Origin of the sequence: Arthrobacter oryzae, from assembly GCF_037911235.1 — a bacterium.
Classification (GTDB): Bacteria; Actinomycetota; Actinomycetes; order Actinomycetales; family Micrococcaceae; genus Arthrobacter; species Arthrobacter oryzae_E.
This window is the reverse complement of record NZ_JBBLYW010000065.1, coordinates 1-24569: the sequence shown is the minus strand read 5'-3', so window position 1 is coordinate 24569 and position 24569 is coordinate 1. Positions and strand designations below refer to the sequence as shown.

28 protein-coding genes are annotated in these 24569 nt (G+C 65.8%); 13 read left to right on the top strand and 15 right to left on the bottom strand.

The window, feature by feature from the left end:
- Window positions 1-140 precede the first annotated feature (140 nt).
- From WMN78_RS17050 to WMN78_RS17040, 3 genes are read right to left on the bottom strand one after another with little or no spacing between them, the layout of a single operon-like run.
- Window positions 141-950: an RNA methyltransferase gene (locus WMN78_RS17050; protein WP_340534918.1), complete on the bottom strand. Its 810-nt coding sequence runs from the start codon at window positions 948-950 to the stop codon at window positions 141-143.
- 7 nt (window positions 951-957) lie between these two features.
- Window positions 958-1743 carry a sulfite exporter TauE/SafE family protein gene (locus WMN78_RS17045; protein WP_340534917.1) on the bottom strand — a complete coding sequence of 262 codons (786 nt, stop codon included), beginning with the start codon at window positions 1741-1743 and terminating at the stop codon, window positions 958-960.
- Window positions 1744-1760: 17 nt separating this feature from the next.
- On the bottom strand, window positions 1761-2546 hold the full coding sequence (locus WMN78_RS17040) for an ABC transporter ATP-binding protein (RefSeq protein ID WP_011691970.1): 786 nt from the start codon (window positions 2544-2546) through the stop codon (window positions 1761-1763).
- A gap of 121 nt (window positions 2547-2667) precedes the next feature.
- On the opposite strand from WMN78_RS17040, the gene serB reads away from it, so the two are divergent.
- Complete coding sequence (serB, locus tag WMN78_RS17035) at window positions 2668-3561, top strand: phosphoserine phosphatase SerB (protein WP_340534916.1); 894 nt, start codon at window positions 2668-2670, stop codon at window positions 3559-3561.
- Between the two features lie 89 nt (window positions 3562-3650).
- Here the strand turns inward: serB and WMN78_RS17030 are convergent, their stop codons facing one another.
- Window positions 3651-4412 (bottom strand): SDR family oxidoreductase, encoded by a 762-nt coding sequence (locus WMN78_RS17030; protein WP_340534915.1) that lies wholly within the window; start codon window positions 4410-4412, stop codon window positions 3651-3653.
- A 202-nt stretch (window positions 4413-4614) separates the two neighbouring features.
- On the opposite strand from WMN78_RS17030, the gene WMN78_RS17025 reads away from it, so the two are divergent.
- Window positions 4615-4992, top strand: coding sequence for a DUF5655 domain-containing protein (locus WMN78_RS17025; RefSeq protein ID WP_340534914.1), 378 nt, complete (start codon window positions 4615-4617; stop codon window positions 4990-4992).
- A 10-nt stretch (window positions 4993-5002) separates the two neighbouring features.
- On the opposite strand, the gene WMN78_RS17020 is transcribed toward WMN78_RS17025, so the two are convergent.
- Both WMN78_RS17020 and fabG read right to left on the bottom strand, forming a co-directional pair.
- Window positions 5003-5422 carry an Hsp20/alpha crystallin family protein gene (locus tag WMN78_RS17020; RefSeq protein WP_340534913.1) on the bottom strand — a complete coding sequence of 140 codons (420 nt, stop codon included), beginning with the start codon at window positions 5420-5422 and terminating at the stop codon, window positions 5003-5005.
- 155 nt (window positions 5423-5577) lie between these two features.
- Window positions 5578-6303 carry a 3-oxoacyl-ACP reductase FabG gene (gene fabG, locus WMN78_RS17015; RefSeq protein ID WP_340534912.1) on the bottom strand — a complete coding sequence of 242 codons (726 nt, stop codon included), beginning with the start codon at window positions 6301-6303 and terminating at the stop codon, window positions 5578-5580.
- A gap of 140 nt (window positions 6304-6443) precedes the next feature.
- Between fabG and WMN78_RS17010 the strand changes: the two genes are divergently transcribed.
- The 4 genes from WMN78_RS17010 to WMN78_RS16995 are packed head-to-tail and all read left to right on the top strand — an operon-like array spanning window position 6444 to window position 8482.
- Entirely contained in the window at window positions 6444-6875 is a 432-nt protein-coding gene (locus WMN78_RS17010; protein ID WP_425341167.1) for a DUF3099 domain-containing protein, read from the top strand.
- Window positions 6872-7132, top strand: coding sequence for a hypothetical protein (locus WMN78_RS17005; RefSeq protein ID WP_340534911.1), 261 nt, complete (start codon window positions 6872-6874; stop codon window positions 7130-7132). The genes WMN78_RS17010 and WMN78_RS17005 overlap by 4 nt, the downstream gene beginning before the upstream one ends.
- Window positions 7133-7999, top strand: a complete 867-nt coding sequence (locus WMN78_RS17000; RefSeq protein ID WP_340534910.1) for an SURF1 family protein — start codon at window positions 7133-7135, stop codon at window positions 7997-7999.
- Between the two features lie 3 nt (window positions 8000-8002).
- Window positions 8003-8482, top strand: coding sequence for a YbaK/EbsC family protein (locus tag WMN78_RS16995; RefSeq protein WP_340534909.1), 480 nt, complete (start codon window positions 8003-8005; stop codon window positions 8480-8482).
- 4 nt (window positions 8483-8486) lie between these two features.
- Here WMN78_RS16995 and WMN78_RS16990 read toward each other — a convergent pair whose 3' ends face one another.
- Window positions 8487-10085 (bottom strand): ABC-F family ATP-binding cassette domain-containing protein, encoded by a 1599-nt coding sequence (locus tag WMN78_RS16990; protein ID WP_340534907.1) that lies wholly within the window; start codon window positions 10083-10085, stop codon window positions 8487-8489.
- Between the two features lie 322 nt (window positions 10086-10407).
- Between WMN78_RS16990 and WMN78_RS16985 the strand changes: the two genes are divergently transcribed.
- Genes WMN78_RS16985 through WMN78_RS16975 form a run of 3 tightly spaced genes read left to right on the top strand, consistent with a single transcriptional unit; the run spans window position 10408 to window position 12531 of the window.
- Window positions 10408-11109, top strand: coding sequence for a biotin transporter BioY (locus tag WMN78_RS16985; protein ID WP_340534906.1), 702 nt, complete (start codon window positions 10408-10410; stop codon window positions 11107-11109).
- A gap of 1 nt (window position 11110) precedes the next feature.
- A complete protein-coding gene (locus WMN78_RS16980; protein WP_340534904.1) occupies window positions 11111-11863 on the top strand; it encodes an ABC transporter ATP-binding protein in 753 nt (250 codons plus the stop codon).
- Complete coding sequence (locus WMN78_RS16975; RefSeq protein WP_340534903.1) at window positions 11860-12531, top strand: energy-coupling factor transporter transmembrane protein EcfT; 672 nt, start codon at window positions 11860-11862, stop codon at window positions 12529-12531. Before WMN78_RS16980 ends, WMN78_RS16975 begins: the two co-directional genes overlap by 4 nt.
- Here WMN78_RS16975 and WMN78_RS16970 read toward each other — a convergent pair.
- A complete protein-coding gene (locus WMN78_RS16970; RefSeq protein WP_340534902.1) occupies window positions 12528-13754 on the bottom strand; it encodes a thiolase family protein in 1227 nt (408 codons plus the stop codon). The two genes, WMN78_RS16975 and WMN78_RS16970, sit on opposite strands and share 4 nt — an antisense overlap.
- Complete coding sequence (locus WMN78_RS16965) at window positions 13747-15153, bottom strand: class I adenylate-forming enzyme family protein (protein WP_340534901.1); 1407 nt, start codon at window positions 15151-15153, stop codon at window positions 13747-13749. The genes WMN78_RS16970 and WMN78_RS16965 overlap by 8 nt, the downstream gene beginning before the upstream one ends.
- Window positions 15154-15213: 60 nt before the next feature.
- On the opposite strand from WMN78_RS16965, the gene ypfJ reads away from it, so the two are divergent.
- The gene (ypfJ, locus tag WMN78_RS16960) at window positions 15214-16095 is read left to right on the top strand and encodes a KPN_02809 family neutral zinc metallopeptidase (RefSeq protein ID WP_340534900.1); all 882 of its coding nucleotides are present in this window, start codon (window positions 15214-15216) and stop codon (window positions 16093-16095) included.
- A 101-nt stretch (window positions 16096-16196) separates the two neighbouring features.
- On the opposite strand, the gene WMN78_RS16955 is transcribed toward ypfJ, so the two are convergent.
- The 6 genes from WMN78_RS16955 to WMN78_RS16930 are packed head-to-tail and all read right to left on the bottom strand — an operon-like array spanning window position 16197 to window position 21369.
- Window positions 16197-16529 carry a metal-sulfur cluster assembly factor gene (locus tag WMN78_RS16955; protein WP_011691953.1) on the bottom strand — a complete coding sequence of 111 codons (333 nt, stop codon included), beginning with the start codon at window positions 16527-16529 and terminating at the stop codon, window positions 16197-16199.
- 13 nt (window positions 16530-16542) lie between these two features.
- The gene (gene sufC / locus WMN78_RS16950; protein ID WP_305941017.1) at window positions 16543-17340 is read right to left on the bottom strand and encodes a Fe-S cluster assembly ATPase SufC; all 798 of its coding nucleotides are present in this window, start codon (window positions 17338-17340) and stop codon (window positions 16543-16545) included.
- 59 nt (window positions 17341-17399) lie between these two features.
- Window positions 17400-17756 carry a non-heme iron oxygenase ferredoxin subunit gene (locus WMN78_RS16945; RefSeq protein ID WP_340534899.1) on the bottom strand — a complete coding sequence of 119 codons (357 nt, stop codon included), beginning with the start codon at window positions 17754-17756 and terminating at the stop codon, window positions 17400-17402.
- An 18-nt stretch (window positions 17757-17774) separates the two neighbouring features.
- Window positions 17775-19025 (bottom strand): Fe-S cluster assembly protein SufD, encoded by a 1251-nt coding sequence (gene sufD, locus WMN78_RS16940; RefSeq protein WP_340534898.1) that lies wholly within the window; start codon window positions 19023-19025, stop codon window positions 17775-17777.
- Complete coding sequence (sufB, locus tag WMN78_RS16935; protein WP_340534896.1) at window positions 19025-20488, bottom strand: Fe-S cluster assembly protein SufB; 1464 nt, start codon at window positions 20486-20488, stop codon at window positions 19025-19027. The genes sufD and sufB overlap by 1 nt, the downstream gene beginning before the upstream one ends.
- A complete protein-coding gene (locus tag WMN78_RS16930) occupies window positions 20488-21369 on the bottom strand; it encodes a helix-turn-helix transcriptional regulator (RefSeq protein WP_340534895.1) in 882 nt (293 codons plus the stop codon). The genes sufB and WMN78_RS16930 overlap by 1 nt, the downstream gene beginning before the upstream one ends.
- A 114-nt stretch (window positions 21370-21483) precedes the next feature.
- On the opposite strand from WMN78_RS16930, the gene WMN78_RS16925 reads away from it, so the two are divergent.
- The 3 genes from WMN78_RS16925 to WMN78_RS16915 are packed head-to-tail and all read left to right on the top strand — an operon-like array spanning window position 21484 to window position 24159.
- On the top strand, window positions 21484-22452 hold the full coding sequence (locus WMN78_RS16925; protein ID WP_340534894.1) for an ABC transporter ATP-binding protein: 969 nt from the start codon (window positions 21484-21486) through the stop codon (window positions 22450-22452).
- Window positions 22449-23207 (top strand): ABC transporter permease, encoded by a 759-nt coding sequence (locus WMN78_RS16920; RefSeq protein WP_340534892.1) that lies wholly within the window; start codon window positions 22449-22451, stop codon window positions 23205-23207. Before WMN78_RS16925 ends, WMN78_RS16920 begins: the two co-directional genes overlap by 4 nt.
- A gap of 7 nt (window positions 23208-23214) precedes the next feature.
- The gene (locus WMN78_RS16915) at window positions 23215-24159 is read left to right on the top strand and encodes a COX15/CtaA family protein (protein WP_340534891.1); all 945 of its coding nucleotides are present in this window, start codon (window positions 23215-23217) and stop codon (window positions 24157-24159) included.
- Window positions 24160-24569: the final 410 nt, after the last annotated feature.

Here is a 24569-nt window from a genome sequence, read left to right as displayed (position 1 = left end):
TGCCAGGTATGAATGGGATGCGGGCCGCGGAACACTGGGAGCATCAAAAACACCGGGTGTCCGGACCAACACTCAATCCTAGCCTAAACACGGTTTCGGCACGAATCAGGGGGCACGAACCGGCGGCCGGCTGCGGAGCGTCAGCCTTTCGGGCGCAGTTCCCAGAAGGCTACGGCGGACGCCGCAGCGACGTTGAGGGAGTCGACTCCTGCGCGCATGGGGATCTTGACGGCGAGGTCGACGGCGGCGAGGGTGTCGGCGCTCATTCCGGCGCCCTCCGTGCCCAGCACCAGCGCGAGCTTGTCCGGGTTCCGGGCAGCCAGTTCGTCGAGGTCTACGGCGTCTGCGGTGAGTTCCATGGCGGCGACCGTGAAACCCTGTTCCCGGAGCGCACGAAGGTCGTCCGGCCATGACTCCAGGCGCGCCCACGGAACCTGGAACACGGTGCCCATGCTCACGCGGACACTGCGCCGGTACAGCGGGTCGCCGCAGCGCGGCGAGACCAGCACGGCATCCACGCCCAGGGCGGCCGCCGACCGGAAAATCGCGCCGACATTCGTGTGGTCCACGATGTCCTCAAGCACGGCCACCCGCCGGGCACCGGCGAGCAGTTCGGGAAGCGGTACCGGAGCCGGACGGTGCATGGCCGCCATGGCGCCGCGGTGCAGGTGGAATCCGGTGATTTCTTCCAGCAAGGCGGCGCTGCCGACATAGACCGGGACGTCCGGAAACCGGTCAAACACGTCGGCCAGGTCCCCGAGCCATTTCTCGGCAAGGAAGAACGACCGTGGCACATGACCGGCCGCCAGGGCCCGCCGGAGCACACGCGATGATTCCGCGATGTACATGCCCTCCGCGGGTTCGCGCACCTTGCGGAGGTGGACGTCCGTGAGCCGGGTGTAGTCGGAAACGCGCGGATCGTCGGCGGATTCAAGATAGTGGAAAGTCACTGGCCGATCATTTCAGCAGGTTGGTGATCATGAAGCCCAGGGCAACGAGGCCCAGGACGAGGATCACGCCACGGAGCACTGTGGGCGAAAGCTTGCGGCCCACCCTGGCGCCTAAGAGGCCGCCGACGCTTGAGGTGACGGCAATGAGAAGCACTACGAGCCAGTTGATCCGGTCGAACGCGAAGAGCAGGTAGGAGATGGCAGCCACCAGGTTCACGCCCAGCACCAGGATGTTCTTCATGGCGTTGGCGTTCTGAATGGTGCCGGTCAGGAAAACGCCCAGGATGCCCACCAGCAGGATTCCCTGGGCAGCCACGAAGTAGCCTCCGTAAACACCGGCCAGATAAACCAGCACCACCAGGAGGACAGCGTGCCGCTTGTCCTTGACGGCGTGCTCCGGATTCTCCTCGCGGTTACGGACCCAGGCCTGCAGCCGGGGCTGGAACACCACCATCAGCAGGGCGAGCACTATCAGAAAGGGCGCCACGTAGTGGAAGACCTTTTCCGGCAGGTGCAGCAACAGCCAGGCGCCGGATATGCCACCCAGGAGGGAGGCCGGCAGGAGCCGTGCCAACTGCCGGCCGCGACCTTTCAATTCCCGGCGGTAACCGAAGGCTCCGGCCGCCGTACCGAAGACGAGCCCCATGGCGTTGCTCATGGAGGCGACCACGGGAGCGACCCCCAGGGCAATGAGCACAGGGAACGTGACGAGGGTTCCGGAGCCCACCACGGCATTGATCGTGCCGGCCCAGAGGCCGGCGATGGACACAAAAATGCTACTGAGAAGATCCAAGGTTCCGGGGTGCCGCTTTAGCGGCGGGCGACGGCCGTGTACCGCCCGGCGTTGACGGTCATGTCCAGGTCCAGGCCGAAAGTCTCGCTGAGGTTTTCGGCTGTCAGGACTTCGGTGATGGGGCCCGCAGCCACCACTGCGCCGTCGCGCAGCAGCATGGCGTGCGTGAAGCCCGGCGGAACTTCCTCAAGGTGGTGGGTCACCAGGACCATGGCGGGTGCTGCATCGTCCATGGCGAGCTCTCCGAGCTTGTGGACCAGTTCCTCGCGGCCGCCCAGATCCAGGCCGGCGGCGGGTTCATCGAGCAGCAACAGCTCGGGATCAGTCATGAGGGCGCGGGCAATCTGGACCCGTTTGCGCTCACCTTCGGACAGGGTGGCGAAGGTCCTGTTCAGGAGCGGACCCATCCCCCAGTCGTTGAGGAGGCGGAAAGCGCGCCGCTCGTCGTCACGCTCGTATCCCTCGCGCCAGCGGCCGGTGACGCCGTAGGCTGCGGTGACCACGACGTTGAGGACATTCTCGTGTTCGGGAATCTGGGTGGCGAGGGCGGCCGAAGAGAGGCCGATGCGGGGGCGGAGCTCGAAAACGTCCACCCGGCCCAGTATCTCGTCAAGAATTCCTGCCGTACCGCTGCTCGGATGCATCCGGGCGGCTGCGATCTGAAGAAGAGTGGTTTTGCCGGCGCCATTGGGGCCGAGGATCACCCAGCGCTCGCCTTCGTTGACCTGCCAGTCAACCTTGTCCAGCAGGGTCTTTTTACCTCGGACAACGCTGACGGCGTCCAATTCCAGAACATCACTCATAGGAGTAGACACTAGGACAAAACGGGGTCCGACTGATAACCGGTGCACCGCCGGTTGCACCCCATGCAGGCGGAACGAAACGAATTCGGGTGCCGGGTGCGCGCTGGCTAAGATTGCAGCCATGAGTTCGAACGTGACTGCGGTCAGCTACGGCGTGAAATTGTCCCCTTCGGAGCTGGAGCACCTCCGTTCCCTGCTGACCGGATCAGGAGCTTCCTTCTCCGCTGAATCCCGTGCCGGCGACGCCCGCTTCGAGGTGTATACGGTGGACTTCGCCGTGAATTCGGGGACGGCTGCCGAGATCGCTGCGCTGCGTCATGAGGTGGCCTCCGCCGGCTTCACCGGAATGGATACGGCCATTGTCCCGGCATCACTGCGGGAGGCGCCGCGGAAGTTCCTCATCATGGATGTTGACTCCACGCTGATCCAGCAGGAGGTCATTGAACTCCTGGCCGCCTACGCCGGGAAGAAGGAAGAGGTCACGGCGGTGACCGAAGCGGCCATGCGTGGCGAACTCGACTTTGCGCAGAGCCTGCACGCCCGGGTGGCGGTCCTCGCGGGGTTGCCCGCCGACGTCGTCGATTCCGTACGGGCCGAGGTGAAACTTACTGAAGGCGCCGCGGACCTTGTTGCGGCGTTCAAGGCGGCCGGCCATTCAGTGGCAGTGGTTTCGGGCGGTTTCAACCAGATCCTGCGCCCCATTGCGGAGGATCTCGGGATGGATTACTGGATCGCCAATGAACTGGAGATTGTCGACGGCGCACTGACGGGCAAGGTGCTCGGCGCGGTAGTGGACCGTGCGGCCAAGGAGAAATACCTCCGCGAGTGGGCGGCCGCCGAGGGCATCCCCATGGAGCACACGATCGCGGTGGGCGACGGCGCGAATGACCTGGACATGCTCAGCGCGGCCGGCATCGGCGTCGCGTTCAATGCCAAGCCGGCTGTGCGCGCGGCCGCGGACGCAGCGGTCAGCCTCCCGTACCTCGACGCCGTGCGGTACATCGCCGGGGTCTGAGGCATTAACCGCGAGATGGCACGTCGCGGCAATGTTCCTGAGAACGATTGCCGCGACGTGCCATCTCGGCGGACTCACCGCCAGGGGTCCTAGCCGGCCTGGCCGGTGCTCTTGCCGAAGTAATCGGCACCGCCGGCGTACTCGGTGTGGCCGGTTTCGACGTCGGCAGTCACCATCCTGGCGATCTCTGCGGCGAACTCGGCAACTGAGTAAAGCTTCCCGGCCTCGGCCCGGCGGGCTTCGATGGCGCCCGGGTTGGACCGGTCGAGCAGGGTGGCGGTAACCGTTCCTTCGATCATGTCGCCGGAAACCACCACGAAGGAGATGCCTTTATCCGCAAGGTTCGGAATCAGGGCGCGCAGCGCGTCCTCACCGGCGCGCTTGCTGCGTGCCACCGGCTCGTATTCGGGCATGGTGGGTACGGAATCGATGAAGTGGGCCTGGTGGCTGGTGACGAACACCACGCGGGAGCCTTCACGCATCAGCGGAACGGCCGCGTTCAGCATGTTGACCTGGGCATCACGGTTCAACTTCAGCGCGTAGTCGTCTTCCATGCCCGATTCCATGCCGCCGGAGGCGTTGAGGACCAGAACATCGAGTGAGCCGAAGTTCTCCATTGCGGCGCTGGCCAGAGCCTGGACGCCTTCCTGCGTGGTCAGGTCGGCGCCGACTGCGACGGCACGGCCGCCGGCCGCCTCAATTTCGGTCACTATCTTGTTGGCCCGCGGGGCTTTCTGACGGTAGTTCACCACGACGGCGGCACCTTCGCCCGCGAGGAGCTTGGCGACATCGGCGCCGATCCCCCTCGACGAACCGGTGACAATGGCAGTCTTGTTGTCCAGCAATCCCATTCGAGCTCCTTTGTTCCAAACGTCCAAAATCTGTCTGTCCGCCATCCATCATGCCAGCGGACGGAGAGATTTCAGTTGTTTGACGTCAACAAAGAAGCGCAGCCGGGCTAGTTCCGGCAAAGGCGGGGCCATTGCTGCGCCCTGCCCGCCGGCGTAGGCTCGCCGACATGGAATTCAGGGGCCTCTTCTTCGGAGCCGTGCCGTGACGAGGGGCGCCGCCGAGGACTCGACCCCGGAGGAAGTTTTCCGCGGTTCTCCGCTGGGACTGGAGCTGCTGCATGAAGTGGAACACATGCTGGCCGCCTACCCGCCGTCCACCATGAAAGCAACCAAAAGCCAGGTGGCGTTCCGCGGACGCCGGGGATTTGCCTACATGTGGTGGCCCGCCCGGTACATCAGCTCGGACGTTCCTGCAGTTCTGTCGATCGCTTTGCCCCGGCAGATCAACTCCGGAAGGTTCAAGGAAGTGGTCAGCCCGGCTCCCGGCGTATGGATGCATCACCTCGAACTGCGCTCCACGGCCGATCTCGACGACGAGGTGGCCGGCTGGCTTGGTGAAGCACGCCGGGAAGCGGACTGACGGCGCCGGCTCAGCCGTGGTCGATCTGGATCTTGCGTGTCCCGGTAGCCGGCGGTGCCTGTTCGGGCGCCGGTGCCCGGACTTCCAGGACCCCGTCCTTGTAGGAGGCGGTCACGTCTTCTTCCCGGGCGCCTGGCGGCAGTGAGACACTCCGTGTGAATGAGCCGTAACGGAACTCCGAGCGGTAGCCCGTCCTGCTTTTTTGTTCGGATTTTTCCTCGCGCTCCGCTTTGATGTGGAGCATGCCGTCTGCCACAGAGACGTCCACGTCCTTCTCGGGATCGATGCCCGGCACCTCCGCCCGCACCACAAGCGTGTTACCGTCCATGAACTGCTCCACCCGGATAGACGACAATGTCAGGTCTCCGTCGAGGAACCGCCGGATGGGTTCCAGAACGTCGGACGGCGTCCATTTATTGAGATCGGCCATGATAGCTCCCTATGTATTGTTCACCGCAGGTTGCGCCGGCCCACATGCGGGACCGGGCCGGTATGCCCATTACACACCCGGCACCGGGGCGTGTAATGGGCAGAAGGTCCCTTCATGGCCAGGGGTTTGGAACGGACCGGAGAGCACGCGGAGGGTTAGTGTCCCATCCCCAGGCCGCCGTCAACGGGGATGACGGCGCCGGAGATGTACGCCGCTTCGTCACTGGAAATCCAGCGCACCACGTTCGCCACTTCGGCGGCTTCGGCGAAGCGCCCCGCCGGCACCTTGGACAGGTAGTCCTTCTGGGTGGCCTCCGGCAGTTCCGCCGTCATGTCCGTGTTGATGAAGCCGGGCGCGACGACGTTGGCGGTAATGCCGCGGCCTCCCAGTTCACGCGTCAGCGAGCGGGCAATCCCCACCAGTCCGGCCTTGGAAGCGGAGTAGTTGATCTGGCCGGGGGCGCCGTACAGTCCGGAAACGGAGGAAATCAGCACGACGCGGCCCTTGCGCATCCGGATCATGCCCTTGGACGCCCGTTTGATGACCCGGAAAGCACCCGTCAGGTTGGTATCGATGACGGACGTGAAATCGTCTTCGCTCATGCGCATCAGCAGCGTGTCCTTGGTGATGCCGGCATTGGCCACCAACACCTCCACCGGGCCGTGGGCAGCTTCAACCTCTGCGAAGGCGGCATCCACGGACGCCTCGTCGGTGACGTCGGCCTTGACCCCGAGGATTCCCGCCGGCAGCGCGGACTCGCTGCGGTACGTCACGGCAACCTTGTCACCGTTGGCCAGGAAGGCCTCGGCGATGGCCAGTCCGATGCCGCGGTTGCCGCCGGTGATCAGGACGCTGCGGCCGGTTGATGCTGCTTCAGTCATAGTTTGCTCCGGGATTCTGCGGCATGGGGCACCGCGGTGAGGGGCGGGATTTTTACTGCCTCCGATCTTAGCCTCCGTTTGGGCGGCACTGGTGAGGGTGAGAGAATTGAGGTAAGCCTTGGGAGCGTGATCAAACAGCCGTGACACTTGCAAAACGAACCGGACCGTCGATGTCCGGTGAACCGGACGCCGCCTCCGGAGACGCCCAGGTTCACAGCATCACGGATGCCGCCAGCGCCCATTCGGAAGAGATGCGCGTGCGGATGATCAAGTACGCCGTGGCCATGGGCATCCGCATGGTGTGCCTGATACTGGTATTTGTCGTTGATGGCTGGTTCAAGGTGCTGCCCATTGCCGGTGCTGTGTTCCTGCCGTGGATTGCCGTGGTCATCGCCAACGGAAGCGACAAAGCCGAGGTTCACAGCGACTACCTGCTGGACGCCGCACCGCTGGCAGAACTCGAAGCTCCGGAATCACCGGCCGCTGCCGCAGACGAAGAGCCGACGGTCCTCCAGGGTGAGGTCATTGAGGACGAAGACGATATCGACGGCCAGGAACGGGCAGCCTCATGAACATTTTTGACCTGGCCGGTGGCGACCCCGCCCCCGCCGAAACAGCCGCGCCCATGTGCTCCCGGAAAGCCTGCCGCTCCGGGGCGGCCTGGCAGTTGCTGTGGAACAACCCCAAGATCCACACGCCGGAGCGCCGCAAGACCTGGCTGGCCTGCGAGGAGCACAGGCCGTGGCTGGAGGACTACCTGCAGACCCGGGGCCTCTGGAAAGAGACTTTGCCGCTGGATCTCGCCACTGCGCAAGGCCGGGACAGCTGAATGTACCGCTTCCTCTTCTCCAGCAAGTGGCTGGGCTATCTTTTGCTGGCTGTGATCTTTGCCACGGCCTGCGTGTTCCTTGGCCGCTGGCAGATGGACCGCAGGGCAGAGACGCTGGCGGAAATCAACCGCGTCACGTCTAACTACTCGGCCACTCCCCTGCCGTTCGCCGCCGTCGAAGCGCAGTTCTCCCGGCTGGATGCGGACAAAGAGTGGACCCAGGTGGAGATGAAGGGCCGCTATGACGCCAGTGGCCAGCGCGTAGTCCGCAACCGCCCGCTCAACGGCCAGCCCGGCTACGAAGTGGTGGTCCCCTTCAAACTCAATACCGGACAGACAGTTGTTGTGGACCGCGGCTGGCTCCCGATCGGCAACAAAACGCCCGGACGCCCGGACGCGGTCCCCGAACCGCCGTCCGGCGAAGTCACCATTGTGGTGCGCCTGAAACCAGGTGAGCCCGAGCTTCAGCGCGGCGCCCCCGACGGACAGCTTGCCTCCATCGATCTGCCGGCGTACGCCGCCCAGCTTGGCTACCCGGTGCTGACCGGCGCCTACGGGCAGCTCGCCTCCGAGACGCCGGCTGCCGCCGCCATGCCCTACCCGTTCCCGAAGCCTTCCACGGAGGAAGGAACACACCTGTCCTATTCACTGCAGTGGTTTGCTTTCGGCGTGCTGATGTTTATTGGCTTCGGCTACGCGGCGCGGCAGCAGGCACGCAATGCGGAGATTGACGCGCAGGACGCCGAGGCGGACGGTACGCCCGAATACGCCATGGCAGCGAACCGCCGCCGCCCCGCGCCCCGGAAACGGAAAAACGCGACGGCGGAGGAAGAGGAAGACGCCATCCTCGACGCACAGGGGTACTGACCGATGAGCGGTCCTGCCATCCCTGAGCCGGTGGCCAACGTCAAGCGCGCCCTCACCTCCCTGGGAGCCGAGGACACCGTGACAGTGTTCGACTCAAAAGTCCCGACGGCGGCCGCGGCCGCGGCGGCGCTGGGGTGCGACGTCGCGGCGATCACCAACAGCCTGGTGTTCGACGTCGGGGGCGTCCCGCTGCTCATCCTCGCCAGCGGGGCAGCCAGGGTGGACACCCTATTGGTCGCCCGCCAACTGGGCACCGGCAGGATCCGCCGGGCCACCCCGGACTTCGTCCTGCAGCACACAGGTCAGGAGGTAGGAGGAGTGGCCCCGGTCGGCCATCCGGAGAAGATTAAGACCCTGCTGGACGAGTCGCTCAAAACCCACAAACTCCTCTGGGCAGGAGCCGGAGACCACAACTCGATGTTCTCCATCAGCTACAAAGAGCTAAAGAAGATCACCGCAGCAGAAGAGATGCCGGTCCGCTAGCAGCCTAAGCCAGCGTAATCAGGTCCAGGTAGTCTTCGTTCCAGTGATCCTCGACGCCGTCGGGCAGCAGGACAACACGCTCGGGGTTGAGGGCTTCGACGGCACCCTCATCGTGGCTCACCAGCACGACGGCGCCGGTGTAGTTCCGCAGTGCGCCGAGGATTTCGGCGCGGCTGGCGGGGTCCAGGTTGTTGGTGGGCTCGTCAAGGAGCAGCACGTTAGCGCTCGAAGCCACGATCGTGGCCAGGGCCAGGCGGGTCTTCTCGCCGCCGGAGAGCACGCCGGCGGGCTTGTCGACGTCGTCTCCGGAGAACAGGAACGAGCCGAGGATGCCCCGGACTTCGGCGTCCTTCATGTCAGGCGCGGAGGAGCGCATGTTCTGGAGGACAGTGCGGTCGACGTCGAGCGTCTCGTGTTCCTGGGCGTAGTAGCCCACTTTCAGCCCGTGGCCTGCGACCACTTCGCCGGTGTCGGGCTTGTCCACGCCGGCCAGCATCCGCAGCAGCGTGGTCTTGCCGGCGCCGTTGAGGCCCAGGATAACCACCTTCGAGCCGCGGTCGATGGCGAGGTCCACGTCGGTGAAGATTTCCAGCGATCCGTAGGACTTGCTGAGGCCGTCCGCAGTGAGGGGGGTCTTGCCGCAAGGAGAGGGATCCGGGAAGCGCAGTGCTGCCACGCGGTCGTTTTCACGGACGGCCTCCAGGCCGCTGAGCAGTCGTTCGGCGCGCTTGGCCATGTTCTGGGCGGCAACGGCCTTGGTGGCCTTCGCCCGCATCTTGTTGGCCTGGTCGAAGAGGACCTGGGCTTTCTTCTCGGCGTTGGCGCGTTCCCGCTTGCGGGCCCGTTCGTCCGTTTCGCGCTGCTGGAGGTAGCGCTTCCAGTCCATGTTGTAGAAGTCGATCTGCGCGCGGTTGGCGTCCAGCAGGAAGACTTTGTTGACCGTTGCTTCAAGCAGTTCCGTGTCGTGGCTGATCACGATCAGGCCGCCCTGGTGGTTCTTCAGGAAGTCACGCAGCCAGGCGATGGAGTCGGCATCGAGGTGGTTGGTGGGCTCATCGAGGAGCATGGTCTCGGCATCCGAGTAGAGGATACGGGCGAGCTCCACGCGGCGCCGCTGTCCACCGGACAGTGTCTTGAGCGGCTGGTTCAGCAGACGGTCCGGGAGTGCGAGGTTCGAGCAGATCGCCGCGGCCTCGGCTTCGGCAGCGTAGCCGCCGGCAGCCAGGAACTCGGATTCCAGCCGGTCATAGCGGTTCATCGCCTTGCTCTGGACCGCGGGGTCCTCACTGGCCATTTCCTCGTGGGCCAGGCGGAGCTTGCCGACGGCGATGTCCAGTCCGCGGACGGACAGGATCCGGTCCCGGGCGAGCTGCTCCATGTCGGGCGTGCGGGGGTCCTGGGGAAGGTAGCCGATCTCTCCGCTGCGGGTGACCTTGCCGGCAGCCGGCAGTCCTTCGCCGGCGAGCACCCGGGTGAGCGTGGTCTTGCCTGCACCGTTACGGCCCACAAGGCCGATCTTGTCTCCCTTGTCGATCCGGAAGCTCACCTGGTCCATGAGGAGGCGGGCGCCGGCGCGCAGTTCGAGATCCTGGACGGTAATCAATGCAGCTAAGGCCTTTCACAACAGGGAACGCCGCGGCGCAACGGATGGAGTCTCGGGGCCGGGGCAGTTTGGCCGAGAGAACGGCCTCTACCAGTCTACCGGCACCGCACGTCGTGGAAGACCCGCAGCGTATACCCCCGCGCCGGGCCGTGGCGGGAAATTTTTGGCCACGCCGTCCAGAGCCAGCGCCGTCCGTTAGTGGACCCCCTACAAAATAGGTCCGTCGAAGGAGACGTATCGTCGGAATTGAAGGGAAACGGCCGCCCACGGGCAGCCGCTGACTCCCCGTAGCACCGCACTTGCACCCACCGACAGGACCCCCATGACCCAGACTGACAAAGCCGTCACCAGCCAGGCTGGCGCAGCCCCCAAACCAGACCGGAATTCAGGCCGTACGCCGGCCGGGAACCGCTGGAATGCCACGGACCTCGGCCTCATCGCCGTCTTCGCCGCCCTCGTGGCCGGCTCCGCACTCATTGCGGCCATTCCGGTTGGCGGACTGGGCGTCCCCATCACCCTGCAGACCCTCGCCGTGATGCTTACGGGGCTTGCCCTGGGCCCCGGCAGGGCGTTCGCCGCCGTCGGCCTGTACACCCTGCTGGGGCTGGCCGGCCTGCCGATCTTCAGCGGCGGCAGGAGCGGCCTGGGTATCCTGGCCGGACCCTCCGCCGGCTACATCATCGCCTTCCCGTTCGCGGCCCTGGCAGTCGGCTGGCTCACCACCATCGTGCTGCGCCGCACCATGAAGTACCGGGGGCTGTTCCTCTTCGCCGCGGCCATGGCCTCCAGCATCGTGCTGATCCACAGCCTGGGCGTGCTGGGCATGATGGTCAACGGCAAACTGGACCTTTCCAAAGCGTTCATCCTTGACCTGGCCTACTACCCCGGCGACATCATCAAGAACGTCCTGGCCGTCACCATCGCACTCGCCCTGCACAAGGCCTTCCCGGACCTCCTGATCCGCCGCGCCGGTGTCCGGAACCACGGGGCGGTTGCAGCCCGGAAGGGCGGTGCCGGTAACTAGCATGGGCAGCATCATTCTGGACGGGGTCAACGTCCGGGTGGCCGTGGACGGGCGCCCGGAACCCAAGACACTGCTCGAGGGAATCTCGCTACACCTCACCGAGCAGCGGATTGGCGTCATCGGGGCGAACGGATCGGGGAAGTCCACCCTGTTGCGGCTCCTGAACGGACTGGTGTCACCAAGCCACGGAACTGTGACCGTTGACGGTGACGACACCGTCCGGTCCGTGCGTGCCGTGCGCCGGAAAGTCGGTTTTGTGTTCACGGATCCGCTCTCCCAGCTGGTGATGCCCACCGGCCGGGAGGACGTGGAACTCTCCCTGCGGCGTTCCGTCCGGAATCCGAGGGAGCGCCAGGACGCTGCCGCGGCGATCCTCAACCGCTTTGGGCTGATGCCATTGGCGGACCAAAGCATCTATGAACTGTCCGGCGGCGAACGGCAACTGATGGCCCTGGCCGCTGTCCTTGCCGTGGAGCCTGCGGTACTGGTGCTGGACGAGCCGTCCACACTGCTGGACCTGAGGAACCGCGAGCTGCTCCGCCGGACCATCGCTGGCCTCAGCCAACAGATTGTGATGTCCACGCACGACCTTGAGCTGGTCCGGGACATGGACCGCGTGCTGGTGGTGGAGTCCGGACAGGTGGTGTTCGACGGCGGTGCAGATGCCGCCGTCGAACACTACCGTGCGCTGTCCACCGCCGGACTTCCGCCAGTGGGCGCGACGCTGACCCCGCACAGTACGGAGGGCGCGTGAGCGGCCACGGTTTCCTGCTGGCCAACTATGTTCCGGGCACGTCACTGGTGCACCGGGCCCCGCTGTGGCTGAAGTTCCTCACAGTAGTCGGTTGCGGCATGGCCTCTTTCCTGGTGGTGGACTGGGCGGTCGCCGCAGCGGCGCTGTGCCTGATGTGCGCCCTGTTCCTCGCCAGCGGCGCCGGCCCGGCGCGCCTGTTCCGGGCCGTCCGGCCTCTCCTGCCCGTGTTGGCGGCCATCGGATTGTTCCAGTGGTGGCAACTGGGCGGTCCCGTTGCGGCGAGGATCGTGCTTAACATCCTGGTGTGCGTGGTGGCCGCGTCCATACTGACCGCCACCACGCCCATGCAGCGGCTCCTTGACGGCGTCGTCTCCCTGGCTGTGCCGTTCCGGCGGTTTGGCGCGGATCCTGAACGCTTCGCGCTGACCATCGCGATCATGCTCCGCAGCATTCCCTTCATCGCCGGGGCTTACTCGGACGTCAGGGATTCCGCCCGGGCGCGCGGCCTGGAACGAAACCCCCGGGCTCTGGTCCTGCCCGTCTTCATCACCACGGTGGCCTACGCGCGCCAGACCGGCGATGCCCTCGCCGCCCGGGGGCTTGGTGAGCCCGACATGGACGACACTACCGACGACGGCACCGACGATGGCGGGCAGCCGGGCCGCTAGCTGCGCGCGGGGGCCTGCGCCAGTCGTTCGTACCTGAAAAGCGCGGCGGTGCCCATGCCCCCCGCGATGCTGATCATGGCCAGCGCCAGCGTTCCTGCCGGGGCGGCTGATGCCCGCGTCCCGTGACCGCGTGCCTGCGCAAGGAGCCTCGTCACCAGGACGGCGCCCGACGCCCCGTACGCGTGGCCCAAAGCAAGCGCACCGCCGTCAAGGTTTGCCCGCTCCGGGTCGATACCGAGGGCATCCAGGCAGGCGAGCGTCTGCGAGGCGAAGGCCTCGTTGAATTCCACGAGCCCGATGTCCGCGGCCGCGGCGTTGTGTGCCGCCAGGAGCCGCCCGGCCGCAGCCGCGGCGCCCATACCCAGAACGCGCGGATCCACGCCCGCCGTATCGGTGCCGAGCACCAGAAGTCCGTCCGTTGCCCCCAGCTCCCGGGCACGCTGGAGGGAAGTGACCACGACGGCGGACGCGGCGTCCGCGTCGAAACAGGAGTTTCCGGCGGTGACCGTTCCGCCCTCGGCGAAGGCTGGCGGGAACCGTGACATCAGGGCGGCCGACAGGCTTGCCCGCGGGCCGTCGTCGGACGCCACGGTGCCGGAGGCTGCCTCCACCGGCACGGTCTCGCCGCCGTAGCGTCCCGCCGCTGCGGCCGCGAGTGCCCGCTGGTGGCTTCGCAAAGCAAACCGGTCCTGGCGGTCCCGGCTGATACCGGAAACGGAAGCCACATTCTCCGCCGCGACGCCCATGTCCGGATCCCCGTAAGGCAGGGGCACGAACTGCGCCCGGCGGAAGAACTCGGGGCTGCCGTCGGCGGCCCTGTTCGCCCGGAGGGGAGCGGTGCTGATGCTTTCGACGCCGCCCGCAAGGTAGGCGCCGTTTCCCCCGGCCGCGACCAGCCGTGCGGCGAGCACAATGGCATCCAGCCCGGAACCGCACTGCCGGTCAACGGTGACACCGGGGACACTGACGGGCAATCCGGCCTCCAGGGCAGCCAGGCGCGCAACATTGCCGCCGCCTCCCACCGCGTTGCCGATCACAACGTCGGTAACGGCTGATGCCGGCAGGCCGCTGTCCGCCAGAAGGCGGCGAAGCACGGGCGCCAGAAGCTCATGGGCGCGGAGCTCTTTGAAGGCGCCCTTGGCCTTTCGGATGGGAGTCCGAAGGGCCGCGATGACCACGGGCTGGCGGTCGGACGGCAACTCGTCCGGCAGAGGCCTAGCCAAGGCGGCGTACCCTTGTATCTCCGCATTCAATCCAGTCCAGCAGCAGCTGCCTGCTGACTTTCCCGCGGTCCGTGACCGGCAGCTCCGTCAGGGTAAAGAACTGGAGCGGACGCTTATCCCTGGGCAGGACGTCATCAAGTCCGGCTTTCAGCTGGGTTGCCGTGACGCCGCCGTGCGAGGGCACCACACCGGCAACCACGCGCTGGCCGCGCACGTCGTCGGGCATGCCCGATGCGACGGCGGCCGCAACGCCCGGGACGGACGCGAGGGCCAGCTCCACCTCATGAGGGTAGACGTTCTTGCCGGCGGTGATGATCATGTCCGAGCGCCGTCCCAGGATGTGGAGCTCGCCGTCCAGCAGGTAGCCCTGGTCCCCCACGGTGTACCAGCCGTCGAAACAGCGCAGCGCCTGCCCGTCGTCGCCCCAGAGGTAGCCGTTGCTGACCATGCCGCTCCGGACGCAGATGTTGCCGTCCGTGCCGTCGGGAACCCGGACGCCGTCGTCGTCCAGGATCCGGACGTCGACGCCGGGGAACGGCCTGCCGATTCCGGTTCCTCCGGCGTCCAGCGGTGCGCCGGAGCGCAGGCCCGCCCCGGAGACGAAGCTCAGTTCGGACGCGCCGTAGTACTCGAAGATGGTGGCCCTGGGTGCCCAGCGGCGCGCGGCTTCCAGCGTGCGGGCATCGAGTTTGGAGCCGGCGCAGATGATGGAGGTGATGCCGGAAGCGTCCACGCAGCCGGCCAGTCCGCGCTCACTGAGCAGCCGGAGCATGGTGGGGACCAGGACAAGGCGGGTGATGCCGTCGTGGGTGATGGCGGCGTGCACGTCGCCGACGTCGAACGATTCCAGCGTGTGGAATTCAGAGCCGGCATAGAGGCATTCAGACAGCGCGTACAGGTTGAGGCTGGCCGCCAGCGGGCCGGGTGCGAGGGTCTTGTCCTGTTGGGTAAGACCGAAGAATTCGATGGATGCATCGAAGGAAAGCTGCCACGAGCGCCGGGACCTCGTGAACGCCTTGGGCACGGACGTGGTGCCGGAGGTCAGCCCGATCAGGAACGGGGATTCCGGCCGGCCGTCCCGGAGTTCGGCGGGCGCCGGCGGCCCGGGTTCCATGGGCGCGGCGGTGTGCAGCCTTGCCTCGATATCGGCCTTCAGCTGCGCAGGCCAGGTGGGGTCAAGGACGGCGCACTGCCGCTCCCCCGCCACCGCGGCGGCGAAGGTCACGGCAAAGTCCACCGAGTTCGCTTCGGCCAGCACAGTCACCGCGCCGGTGGCGGCGGTCCTCGCCGACGCGGCGTCCCGCAGGGCTGCCCAGCTGAGGTGACGCCCGGCCACGACGACGGCGGTGTCGTCGGGGCGGTCATCGGCCCAGCGCTGGAGTCTGTTGAGGAAAGGCATCGGATCAACTTTACCGGCGCTCACGGGTCCCGGCCGGTGCTGTCCGGCTATTGTGACATTATGAGTTTCAATGACAACGTTCAACTGGATCCGTCGCAGGTCCAGGACAGGCGCGGCATGGGCCGCGGAACCAAGATCGGCGGCGGTATCGGGGGCGGAATCATCCTTCTGCTGGCCGCCCTGTTCGGGGTCAACCCCCAACTGCTGGAAGGCCTGACCGGCACGGTGCAGGAACCGCAGAGCACGGGCAGCGCGCCGGCCTGCGAAACCGGCGCCGATGCGGATGCGCGGCTCGACTGCCGCATCACCGGCACGGTGAACAGCCTCAACGCGTTCTGGCCGGCCTACCTCGCCCAGTACGACACGGAGTATCCCCGTCCCACCACGGTGATCTTCAGCCAGGCCACCAATACCGGCTGCGGCGGCGCGACCTCCGAGGTGGGTCCGTTTTACTGCCCCGCCGACACCACCGCCTACTTCGACCCCGGCTTCTTCCAGGACCTGGTGGACCGCTTCGGATCCTCCGGCGGTCCGCTGGCCCAGGAATACGTTGTGGCGCACGAGTTCGGCCACCACGTCCAGAACGTCCTGGGCAACCTCGACCGCGCCCAGCAGGATCCGCAGGGTCCCGAATCCGGCGCCGTCCGCGTAGAACTGCAGGCTGACTGCTACGCCGGACTCTGGGTCCGGTACGCCACAACGCAGCAGGATCCCAAAACCGGTCAGCCGTTCCTTGAACCGCTCACCCAGCAGGACCTGAACGACGCCCTGTCCGCGGCATCCGCCGTCGGTGACGACCGCATCCAGAAGGCAGCCACCGGCCGCGTCTCCCCCGAGGCCTGGACGCACGGCTCCAGCGAACAAAGGCAGAGGTGGTTCTACCAGGGCTACCAGACCGGCGACATCAACAAGTGCGATACGTTCAGTGCCGGCACGCTGTAGCTGATTACGGGCAGCCGCTTAAGGTACGACGACGGCGGGTCGCCTTCCCTGGGAAGGTGACCCGCCGCCTGCGTAATTTAACCGGGATTACTCGCCGATGCCTAGATGTTGAAGCCGAGGGCCCGCATCTGGTCGCGTCCGTCTTCGGTGATCCGCTCGGGACCCCACGGCGGCATCCAGACCCAGTTCAGCCGCCAGTCGTCAACAACGCCGTCGAGGGCCTTGCCCACCTGTTCTTCAATGACGTCCGTGAGCGGGCAGGCCGCCGTGGTGAGTGTCATGTCGATGAGGAGGGCGCCGTCGTCGTCCGAGTATTTGAGGCCGTACAGCAGGCCGAGGTCAACAATGTTGACGCCGAGCTCGGGGTCGATGACGTCCTTCAGTGCCTCTTCGACATCTTCGAGGCCCGTGCGGGCCGCTTTGATTTCGGTCATGGCGTGGTCCTCACTAGCCCTGGACTGCAGCGTCAGCTGCAGGGATGGTGGCTGCGCCGGCACCCTTGGCGTAACGGTCGTAGCCTTCTTCTTCGAGGCGGTCGGCGAGTTCCGGGCCGCCCTCCTCGACAACCTGGCCGTCTACGAAAACGTGGACGAACTCAGGCTTGATGTAACGCAGGATCCGCGTGTAGTGCGTGATGAGCAGGGTGCCCATGTTGCCTTCGGCGTGGGCGCGGTTGACACCCTCGGAGACAACCTTCAGGGCGTCGACGTCCAGGCCGGAGTCGGTCTCGTCCAGGACGGCGAACTTCGGCTTGAAGAGCTCGAGCTGGAGGATCTCCACACGCTTCTTTTCGCCGCCGGAGAAGCCTTCGTTGACGTTGCGCTGGGTAAAGTCGGCATCGATGCGCAGCTTCTGCATGGCAGCCTTGACGTCCTTGGTCCAGGTACGCAGCTTGGGCGCTTCGCCGTCGATTGCGGTCTTGGCGGTCCGCAGGAAGTTGGTCATGCTGACGCCGGGGACCTCCACGGGGTACTGCATGGCCAGGAAGACGCCGGCCCGGGCGCGCTCGTCCACGCTCATGGCCAGGACATCTTCGCCGTCGAGCGTGATGGAACCGCTGGTGACGTTGTAGCGCGGGTGGCCGGCAATGGTGGACGCCAGGGTGGACTTGCCGGAACCGTTGGGCCCCATGATGGCGTGGGTTTCCCCGGTCCTGATGGTCAGGCTGACGCCCTTCAGGATCTCCTTGGTGCCCTGCTCCGTCTCAATGCTGACGTGAAGGTCCTTGATTTCAAGAGTTGACATGCTCTTCTTTCTTTTTCGTTCGTAAGTCTTGTGAGGCCGTAAGTCTTGCGAGGGGGCGCTCAGTAGGTGTTGACCGTGGCGCCGTTCAGGACATTGGCCACGTCCACGTAGACGTCGTCACCGTCAAGCTCGACAGCGAAGACCGGCACGGGATCGTAGGCAGGAAGCTGCAGGGGCTGGCCGCTGCGCAGGTCGAACTGCGAGCCGTGGCCCCAGCACTCGATTGCGCACCCTTCCACATCCCCTTCGGACAGTGAAATGTCCGCGTGCGAGCAGGTGTCGCCGATGGCGTGGATTTCTCCCATCGAGTCCTTGACGATGGCGACGGGGTAGTCGTCGATGAGGATCCGCAGCGCCTGCTTTACCTGGATGTCGTTGGCGTTACAGACCAGTTCACCCTTGGGTTGTTCACTCATGCGTTCCTGCCTGCCTGTTCAGTTCTCGCTCGCAACGAGCTCGCGCTCAACGGCTTCGGTCAGGCGCTCTTCGAGTGCCGGGACCTTGATCTTCTGGATGATCTCGTTGAGGAACCCGCGAACAACAAGGCGCCGGGCAACATCCTCGGGGATGCCGCGTGCCATGAGGTAGAACAAGTGCTCGTCGTCGAAGCGCCCGGTGGAGCTCGCGTGACCGGCACCCTCGATGAGGCCGGTTTCGATCTCGAGGTTCGGGACCGAGTCCGCACGGCAGCCGTCCGTGAGGACCAGGTTCTGGTTCTTCTCGTACGAGTCGGTGCCAAGGGCCTGCTTCTGGATCAGGACATCGCCCACCCAGACGGTGTGTGCGTCCTTGCCCTGCAGGGCGCCCTTGTAGAGCACGTTGGACTTGCAGTTGGCCACATTGTGGTCAACGAAGGAGCGGTGCTCCAGGTGCTGGCCCGCGTCGGCGAAGTAGAGGCCCAGCAGCTCGGCGTCTGCACCCTCGCCCGAGAACCGGACGTTGGAGTTCAGGCGCACGATGGACCCGCCCAGGGACACGACGATGTGCTTGTACACAGCGTCCTTGCCCACCTGCGCGTCGTGCTGAGCCAGGTGCTTGGCATCGTCTTCCCAGAGCTGGACTGAGATCACGGTGAGCTTGGCGCCCTCGCCGACGATGACTTCCAGGTTGCCGTTGTGGTCAGCGGCACCGGTGTGCTCGAGGATCACCACGCTGCGCGAGTTGGCGCCCGCTTCCAGCACGAAGTGTGCGTTGGAGCGGCGGCCCGCGGCTGCGCCGTGGACCAGGATCCGCAGCGGCTCAGCCGGCTCGGCTTCCGCCGGGATGACCACGTGCAGTGCCTCTTCCGTATTGGCGGAGGCGACGACGGCGGCCCGGTCCGCGGGGACCAGGACGGTTCCGCGGGGCGCGGCGCCAGGAGCCAGCGTTCCGCGGACATAGCCTTCCGGCGCCTCGACCGTGTAACCGGCGGCCGGCACGGGATCGAGATCCGTGGCGGCGTCCGAGAGCAGGTTGGCCAGCCCGCGGACCGGGCTGAAGCGCCATTCCTCCTCGCGGCCCGTGGGCAGCGGGAAGTCGGCGACGTTGAAGCTTGTGAGGCGTTCGGCGCGGGAGGACATCACGGTGACACCGTGATTGTGGCTGTGGTCCACCTTGGCGGCGACCAGCCCCTCGCCTTCCTCGGTGAAGCCTGCGATGGAAGGCGCTCCGATGCGGGCCTTTTCAGTAACAGTTTCGGCAGTCATTAACCGACGGATCCTTCCATCTGGAGTTCAATGAGGCGGTTCAGCTCGAGGGCGTATTCCATCGGCAGCTCGCGGGAAATCGGCTCAATGAAGCCCCGTACGATCATCGCCATGGCTTCGTCTTCACGCATGCCGCGGGACATCAGGTAGAAGAGCTGCTCTTCGGAAACGCGCGAGACGGTTGCCTCGTGACCCAGCTGGACGTCATCTTCGCGGATGTCGATGTACGGGTACGTGTCCGACCGGCTGATCGTGTCCACGAGCAGGGCGTCGCAGCGGACCGTGTTGGCGGAGTGCTTGGCACCTTCACGGATCTGAACCAGGCCGCGGTAGGCGGCACGGCCGCCGCCGCGTGCCACGGACTTGGAGACGATGGAGCTCTTGGTGTTCGGTGCGATGTGCACCATCTTTGAGCCGGTGTCCTGGTGCTGGCCTTCGCCGGCGAACGCGATGGACAGCGTTTCGCCCTTGGCGTGCTCGCCCACAAGGTAGACGGCCGGGTACTTCATGGTGACCTTGGAGCCGATGTTGCCATCAATCCACTCCATGGTGGCGCCCTCTTCGCAGATGGCGCGCTTGGTGACCAGGTTGTACACGTTGTTGGACCAGTTCTGGATGGTCGTGTAGCGGACGCGGGCGCCCTTCTTCACGATGATCTCAACCACGGCGGAGTGCAGCGAATCCGAGGTGTAGATCGGCGCCGTGCAGCCTTCGATGTAGTGGACGTAGGAGTCCTCGTCGGCGATGATCAGCGTGCGCTCGAACTGGCCCATGTTTTCCGTGTTAATGCGGAAGTATGCCTGCAGCGGGATGTCCACGTGGACGCCCTTGGGAACGTACACGAAGGAGCCGCCGGACCATACGGCCGTGTTCAGCGAAGCAAACTTGTTGTCGCCCACGGGGATGATGGTGCCGAAGTACTCCTGGAAGATCTCCGGGTGCTCGCGCAGGGCGGTGTCCGTGTCCAGGAAGATAACGCCCTGGGCTTCGAGGTCCTCGCGGATCTGGTGGTACACAACTTCAGATTCGTACTGCGCTGCCACGCCTGAAACCAGGCGGCTGCGCTCAGCTTCCGGGATGCCCAGCTTCTCGTAGGTGTTCCGGATGTCCTCGGGGAGGTCTTCCCACGTGGCGGCCTGCTTCTCGGTGGAGCGCACGAAGTACTTGATGTTGTCGAAGTCGATGCCGGAGAGGTCTGCACCCCAGGTGGGCATGGGCTTGCGGTCGAAGTACTTAAGGCCCTTCAGGCGGAGGTCCAGCATCCACTCAGGCTCGTTCTTCTTGGCCGAGATGTCCCGGACAACTTCGTCGTTGATGCCACGACGTGCGTTGGCTCCGACATCGTTCTTGTCGGCCCAGCCGTACTCATAGGTGCCGATACCGTGGAGCTCGGGGTTCTTCTCCAGAATCTCCGAAATCACAGTAGTTTCAGCAACCTTATTCTCTGATAGTTGGTCCGTCATCACGGCCTTTCTTGCAGATGGTTGGATACTTCGCCCAGGCTGTCCGTGGTGTGTCCGGGACCGGCAGGCCCCTTCGCGGCCGGACGGCCTGTAGGTATGTGGGTGGTGCAGACGTGCCCGCCGCGTGCCAGGGTGGAGAGCCGGCGCACGTCAACGCCGACAAGCCGGGAAAACAGTTCCGTTTCGACGTCGCAGAATACCGGGAACCTCGTGGCCAGCTGCTGGATGGGGCAATGGCCCTGGCACAGCTGGACGCTGGAGAGCGCAGCCGGGAGTGGCGCTTTGGCTTCAATGGAGGCTGCCGAGGCAACGAACCCGTCACGGCTCAAGGCCGCAGACAGGGCCTGCGCCCGCGCAGTGATATCCGGTCCGGCGGCCTCGATCTCCGGCGCGTAGCGGCGTTCCATGTCGGCAAAGCGCTCGACGGCGAACTCGCGTACGGCGTCGGGCCCGGCAATTTCACCCAGGCGCTGGAGAGCCAGGCCCGCAATGTCCAGGTAATCATCGCCGAGGCGGGACTGGCCCTGCGAGCTCAAGACGTAGCGGCGGGCCGGGCGTCCGGCGCCGGCACCTGCCTTGGCCACGCGCTTGACCTCAATCACACCGCTGCGTGAGAGGTGGTCCAGGTGCCGGCGCACGGCTGCGGGCGTGAAGCCCAGCAGGTCGCCGAGCTCGGCGGCACTGACCGGTCCGTGCTCCAGCACGGCGTTCAGTACGCGGTCACGCGTGCGCTCTTCCGAGTCCGTCGGCGACGCATGCGTTGCAAACGCCGGCTCTGCCCCGGACGCTGCCTCAGGCGCAGCCGTCCCGGGCAGGAACGAACCGGCGGCGCCGTTTGGCGCGGCGGACCCGGTTCGGGGCGCAGACAGTCGAGTGCTCATGGAATACACAACACAATCATGTCGTAATTTACTCCCCCGTACCAGTAAGGCGAGGCTGACCTACGGTCACATCCGGTCGGGGGGGCCGCGTACTACATCGCGTAGAATGCTTTGGTGCGATCTCCCGATTCTCCCGTCCTGTCCATCACGGGACTTATTAAGGACGTTGGCCCGCTGGCCTCCCTTGACGGCAAAATGCTCCGGGTGGTCAGCGGCGTTTCCCTCACCGCCGAGCGCGGCCAGGTCACGGCCCTGCTGGGAGCCAACGGCGCCGGCAAAACCACCACCATCGAGTGTGCGCAGGGACTGCAGCGCCGGTCCGGCGGTGCCGTCTCCCTGCTGGGCCAGGACCCGGACACCGCAGGGGCGTCCCTTCGTTCCCGCGTTGGTGTCATGCTGCAGGATGGCGGGCTGCCGCCGTCGGCCCGTCCCATTCCCCTGCTGAAGCATATCGCCGGAATGTACCAGGATCCATGGCCGGTCGATGAGTTGATCGGACGCCTGGGCATAGACACGTTCAGCCGCACCACAGTGCGGCGCCTTTCCGGCGGCCAGCGGCAGCGGCTCGCCCTTGCAGCGGCCCTGGCGGGAAACCCCGAGGTGCTCTTCCTGGACGAACCGAGTGCGGGGCTGGATCCACAGTCGCGGCAGCTGGTGTTCGAGTTGATTTCCGAACTGCGCGACGCGGGCATGGGAATCGTCCTGACGACCCACCTCATGGACGACGCCCAGCGGCTGGCCGACTACGTGTACATCATCGACGCTGGCCGGAACGTTGCCGAAGGCACAGTGGCACAACTGCTGATGCGGAACCTGAGCACGGACGCCGCCCAGGAACACGTCCGGACCCTTCTCTTCGAGGCGCGTCCCGGCCTGGATTTCACCGGCGTGCTGCCTGCCGCCGTCGACGTCCGGGAAACCCGCGCCGGGAGCTACGCCGCCACCGGAGCGCTGACGCCCGAAGACCTGGCCGCACTGACAGCCTGGTGGGCAGGCCACGGCATTATGCCCGGCTCCATGAGCCTGGAAGCCCGGAGCCTGGAGGACGTATTTTTGGACATCTCGGGAAGGGAGATCCGATGACCCGGGTCCTGGGCAGCGCTCCTGCCCCGCTTCTTCGCCGCATTCTGTTGCAGGGCAAGTACGAAGCGATCACGATGCTGCGCAATGGCGAGCAGCTCATCCTGGCTATCGTCCTGCCCTTGCTGGCCCTGGTGGGGCTGACTGTCACCCCGCTACTGGACGGCCTGGGCGGCACCCGCGTGGACGTGGCCGTACCTGGCATCCTTGCCCTGTGCGCCATGTCCACGGCCTTCACCGGCCAAGGTATTTCCACGGGTTTCGACCGCCGCTACGGGGTGTTGCGGTTCCTGTCCACCACTCCCCTGGGGCGGACCGGCCTGATCGCAGGCAAGATCCTGGCCGTGCTGGCCGTGCTGGTCCTTCAGGTGCTGGTGGTGGGCGCGGTGGCCTTCGCACTCGGCTGGCAGCCGACGGCGGCGGGCTGGGGACCGGCGCTGGTGCTGCTGGTTCTGGGCGCGGCTGCCTTTACTGCCCTGGGGCTTCTGGTCGCAGGTACGGTCCGGCCGGAGGCGACCCTGGCCATTACCAACCTTCTGTGGATCCTCCTTGGCGCGCTGGGCGGCATTGTCCTCCCCGCCGAACGCCTGCCCGGCCCGGCCAGCGAAGTAGTGCACTTCCTGCCTTCCGGGGCGCTGGGCGAGGCGCTGCGGGATGCTTTCCTCGCAGGCACCTTCAATGGAGGCGCCACCCTAGTCCTGCTGCTCTGGACGGCCCTTGCCGGCGCAGCTGCCATCCGTTGGTTCAAGTGGAATTGAGAAAACCGTGAGTACGGCATCGCGCCTCCCCCAGATTCTCGGACGAATGACGTCCAAGCTGCCAGTCACGGTCGACAGGACCGTTCGCAGGCTGGCGGTCCTCTCGCTCATAGGCCAGACGGTGCTCGTCGTGACCGGAGGGGCTGTCCGCCTCACCGCGTCCGGGCTCGGCTGCCCCACGTGGCCCCGCTGCACGGACGCGTCCCTGGTGAACACACCGGAAATGGGCATCCACGGTTTCATCGAATTCGGAAACCGGCTCCTGACCTTCGCTCTGGCCGCCATTGCGGTCCTCATGCTGGTGTACTTGTGGAACCTCCGCAAGGAGCGCAGGGACCTGTTCCTCCTGGCCCTGGGCCTGCTGGCAAGCATCCCGGCGCAGGCCGTCATCGGCGGCATTACCGTGCTCACGCAGCTCAACCCCTGGGTCGTGGGGCTGCACTTCCTTGTCTCGATGGCCCTCGTCGTTATTGCGACAATACTGGTCAACAGGGCGTACGGCCGTGCGGGACGGTTCCCCGCCGTCGTGCTTCCTGCCCTGCCGGGAGCCGCACGGCCGGTGATGGCCGCCGTCGCCATTTTCTCCGCCGTGGCTGTGATCCTCGGGGTGGTGGTTACGGGAGCGGGGCCGCACGCGGGCGACGCCGATGCCCCGAGGAACGGCCTCGACTGGGACCTCTTTTCCCACATCCACGCTGTGCCTGCCTACCTCGTGACCGCCGGGGCGATGTTCGGCGTGTTCCTCGTGTTCCGGGGCCGGATCAACGGTCCGTTCCGCACGGCAGTGCTGCTGCTGCTGGGAGTCACGGTGCTCCAGGCCGCCATCGGTTTCACGCAGTATTACAACGGTATTCCCGCCCTGCTGGTAGGGGCGCACATGCTGGGAGCGGCGCTGCTCATGAGCGCCGCCACGAACGCCGCGGACGTCGCCCGGTTCAGCCCGGTCAAGTAGGGCCGTCCGGCCCGGGCAGCAGGAAATCGGCCGGGCAGCAGGAAGCACGGGAGAAGCACCCCGGCCAGCATTTGGCCGGGGTGCTTCTTTAGCCCGGCCGTAAACCCCACGACGCTCTCTCAGATCCCGCGGGGTTTTTACCGACGCTCTCTCAGATCCCGCGGGGTTTTTACCGACGCTCTCTCACTTCCCGCGGGGTTTTTACCGACGCTCTCTCACTTCCCGCGGGGTTTTTAACGACGCTCTCTCAGATCCCGCGGTGTTTTTACCGACGCTCTCTCAGATCCCGCGGGGTTTTTACCGACGCTCTCTCAGATCCCGCGGGGTTTTTACCGACGCTCTCTCAGATCCCGCGGGGTTCTTACCGACGCTCTCTCACTTTGATGGCATAACAGGACGCTCCCTCATCA

What these genes read in the sequence shown, in the direction of transcription:
- WMN78_RS17040 (WP_011691970.1), bottom strand. Translation starts at nt 2,546, where the DNA reads ATGAGTGATGTTCTGGAATTGGACGCCGTCAGCGTTGTCCGAGGTAAA.
- serB (WP_340534916.1), top strand. Translation starts at nt 2,668, where the DNA reads ATGAGTTCGAACGTGACTGCGGTCAGCTACGGCGTGAAATTGTCCCCT.
- WMN78_RS17030 (WP_340534915.1), bottom strand. Translation starts at nt 4,412, where the DNA reads ATGGGATTGCTGGACAACAAGACTGCCATTGTCACCGGTTCGTCGAGG.
- WMN78_RS17020 (WP_340534913.1), bottom strand. Translation starts at nt 5,422, where the DNA reads ATGGCCGATCTCAATAAATGGACGCCGTCCGACGTTCTGGAACCCATC.
- fabG (WP_340534912.1), bottom strand. Translation starts at nt 6,303, where the DNA reads ATGACTGAAGCAGCATCAACCGGCCGCAGCGTCCTGATCACCGGCGGC.
- WMN78_RS17005 (WP_340534911.1), top strand. Translation starts at nt 6,872, where the DNA reads ATGAACATTTTTGACCTGGCCGGTGGCGACCCCGCCCCCGCCGAAACA.
- WMN78_RS17000 (WP_340534910.1), top strand. Translation starts at nt 7,133, where the DNA reads ATGTACCGCTTCCTCTTCTCCAGCAAGTGGCTGGGCTATCTTTTGCTG.
- WMN78_RS16995 (WP_340534909.1), top strand. Translation starts at nt 8,003, where the DNA reads ATGAGCGGTCCTGCCATCCCTGAGCCGGTGGCCAACGTCAAGCGCGCC.
- WMN78_RS16985 (WP_340534906.1), top strand. Translation starts at nt 10,408, where the DNA reads ATGACCCAGACTGACAAAGCCGTCACCAGCCAGGCTGGCGCAGCCCCC.
- WMN78_RS16980 (WP_340534904.1), top strand. Translation starts at nt 11,111, where the DNA reads ATGGGCAGCATCATTCTGGACGGGGTCAACGTCCGGGTGGCCGTGGAC.
- WMN78_RS16965 (WP_340534901.1), bottom strand. Translation starts at nt 15,153, where the DNA reads ATGCCTTTCCTCAACAGACTCCAGCGCTGGGCCGATGACCGCCCCGAC.
- ypfJ (WP_340534900.1), top strand. Translation starts at nt 15,214, where the DNA reads ATGAGTTTCAATGACAACGTTCAACTGGATCCGTCGCAGGTCCAGGAC.
- WMN78_RS16955 (WP_011691953.1), bottom strand. Translation starts at nt 16,529, where the DNA reads ATGACCGAAATCAAAGCGGCCCGCACGGGCCTCGAAGATGTCGAAGAG.
- sufC (WP_305941017.1), bottom strand. Translation starts at nt 17,340, where the DNA reads ATGTCAACTCTTGAAATCAAGGACCTTCACGTCAGCATTGAGACGGAG.
- WMN78_RS16945 (WP_340534899.1), bottom strand. Translation starts at nt 17,756, where the DNA reads ATGAGTGAACAACCCAAGGGTGAACTGGTCTGTAACGCCAACGACATC.
- sufD (WP_340534898.1), bottom strand. Translation starts at nt 19,025, where the DNA reads ATGACTGCCGAAACTGTTACTGAAAAGGCCCGCATCGGAGCGCCTTCC.
- sufB (WP_340534896.1), bottom strand. Translation starts at nt 20,488, where the DNA reads ATGACGGACCAACTATCAGAGAATAAGGTTGCTGAAACTACTGTGATT.
- WMN78_RS16930 (WP_340534895.1), bottom strand. Translation starts at nt 21,369, where the DNA reads ATGAGCACTCGACTGTCTGCGCCCCGAACCGGGTCCGCCGCGCCAAAC.
- WMN78_RS16920 (WP_340534892.1), top strand. Translation starts at nt 22,449, where the DNA reads ATGACCCGGGTCCTGGGCAGCGCTCCTGCCCCGCTTCTTCGCCGCATT.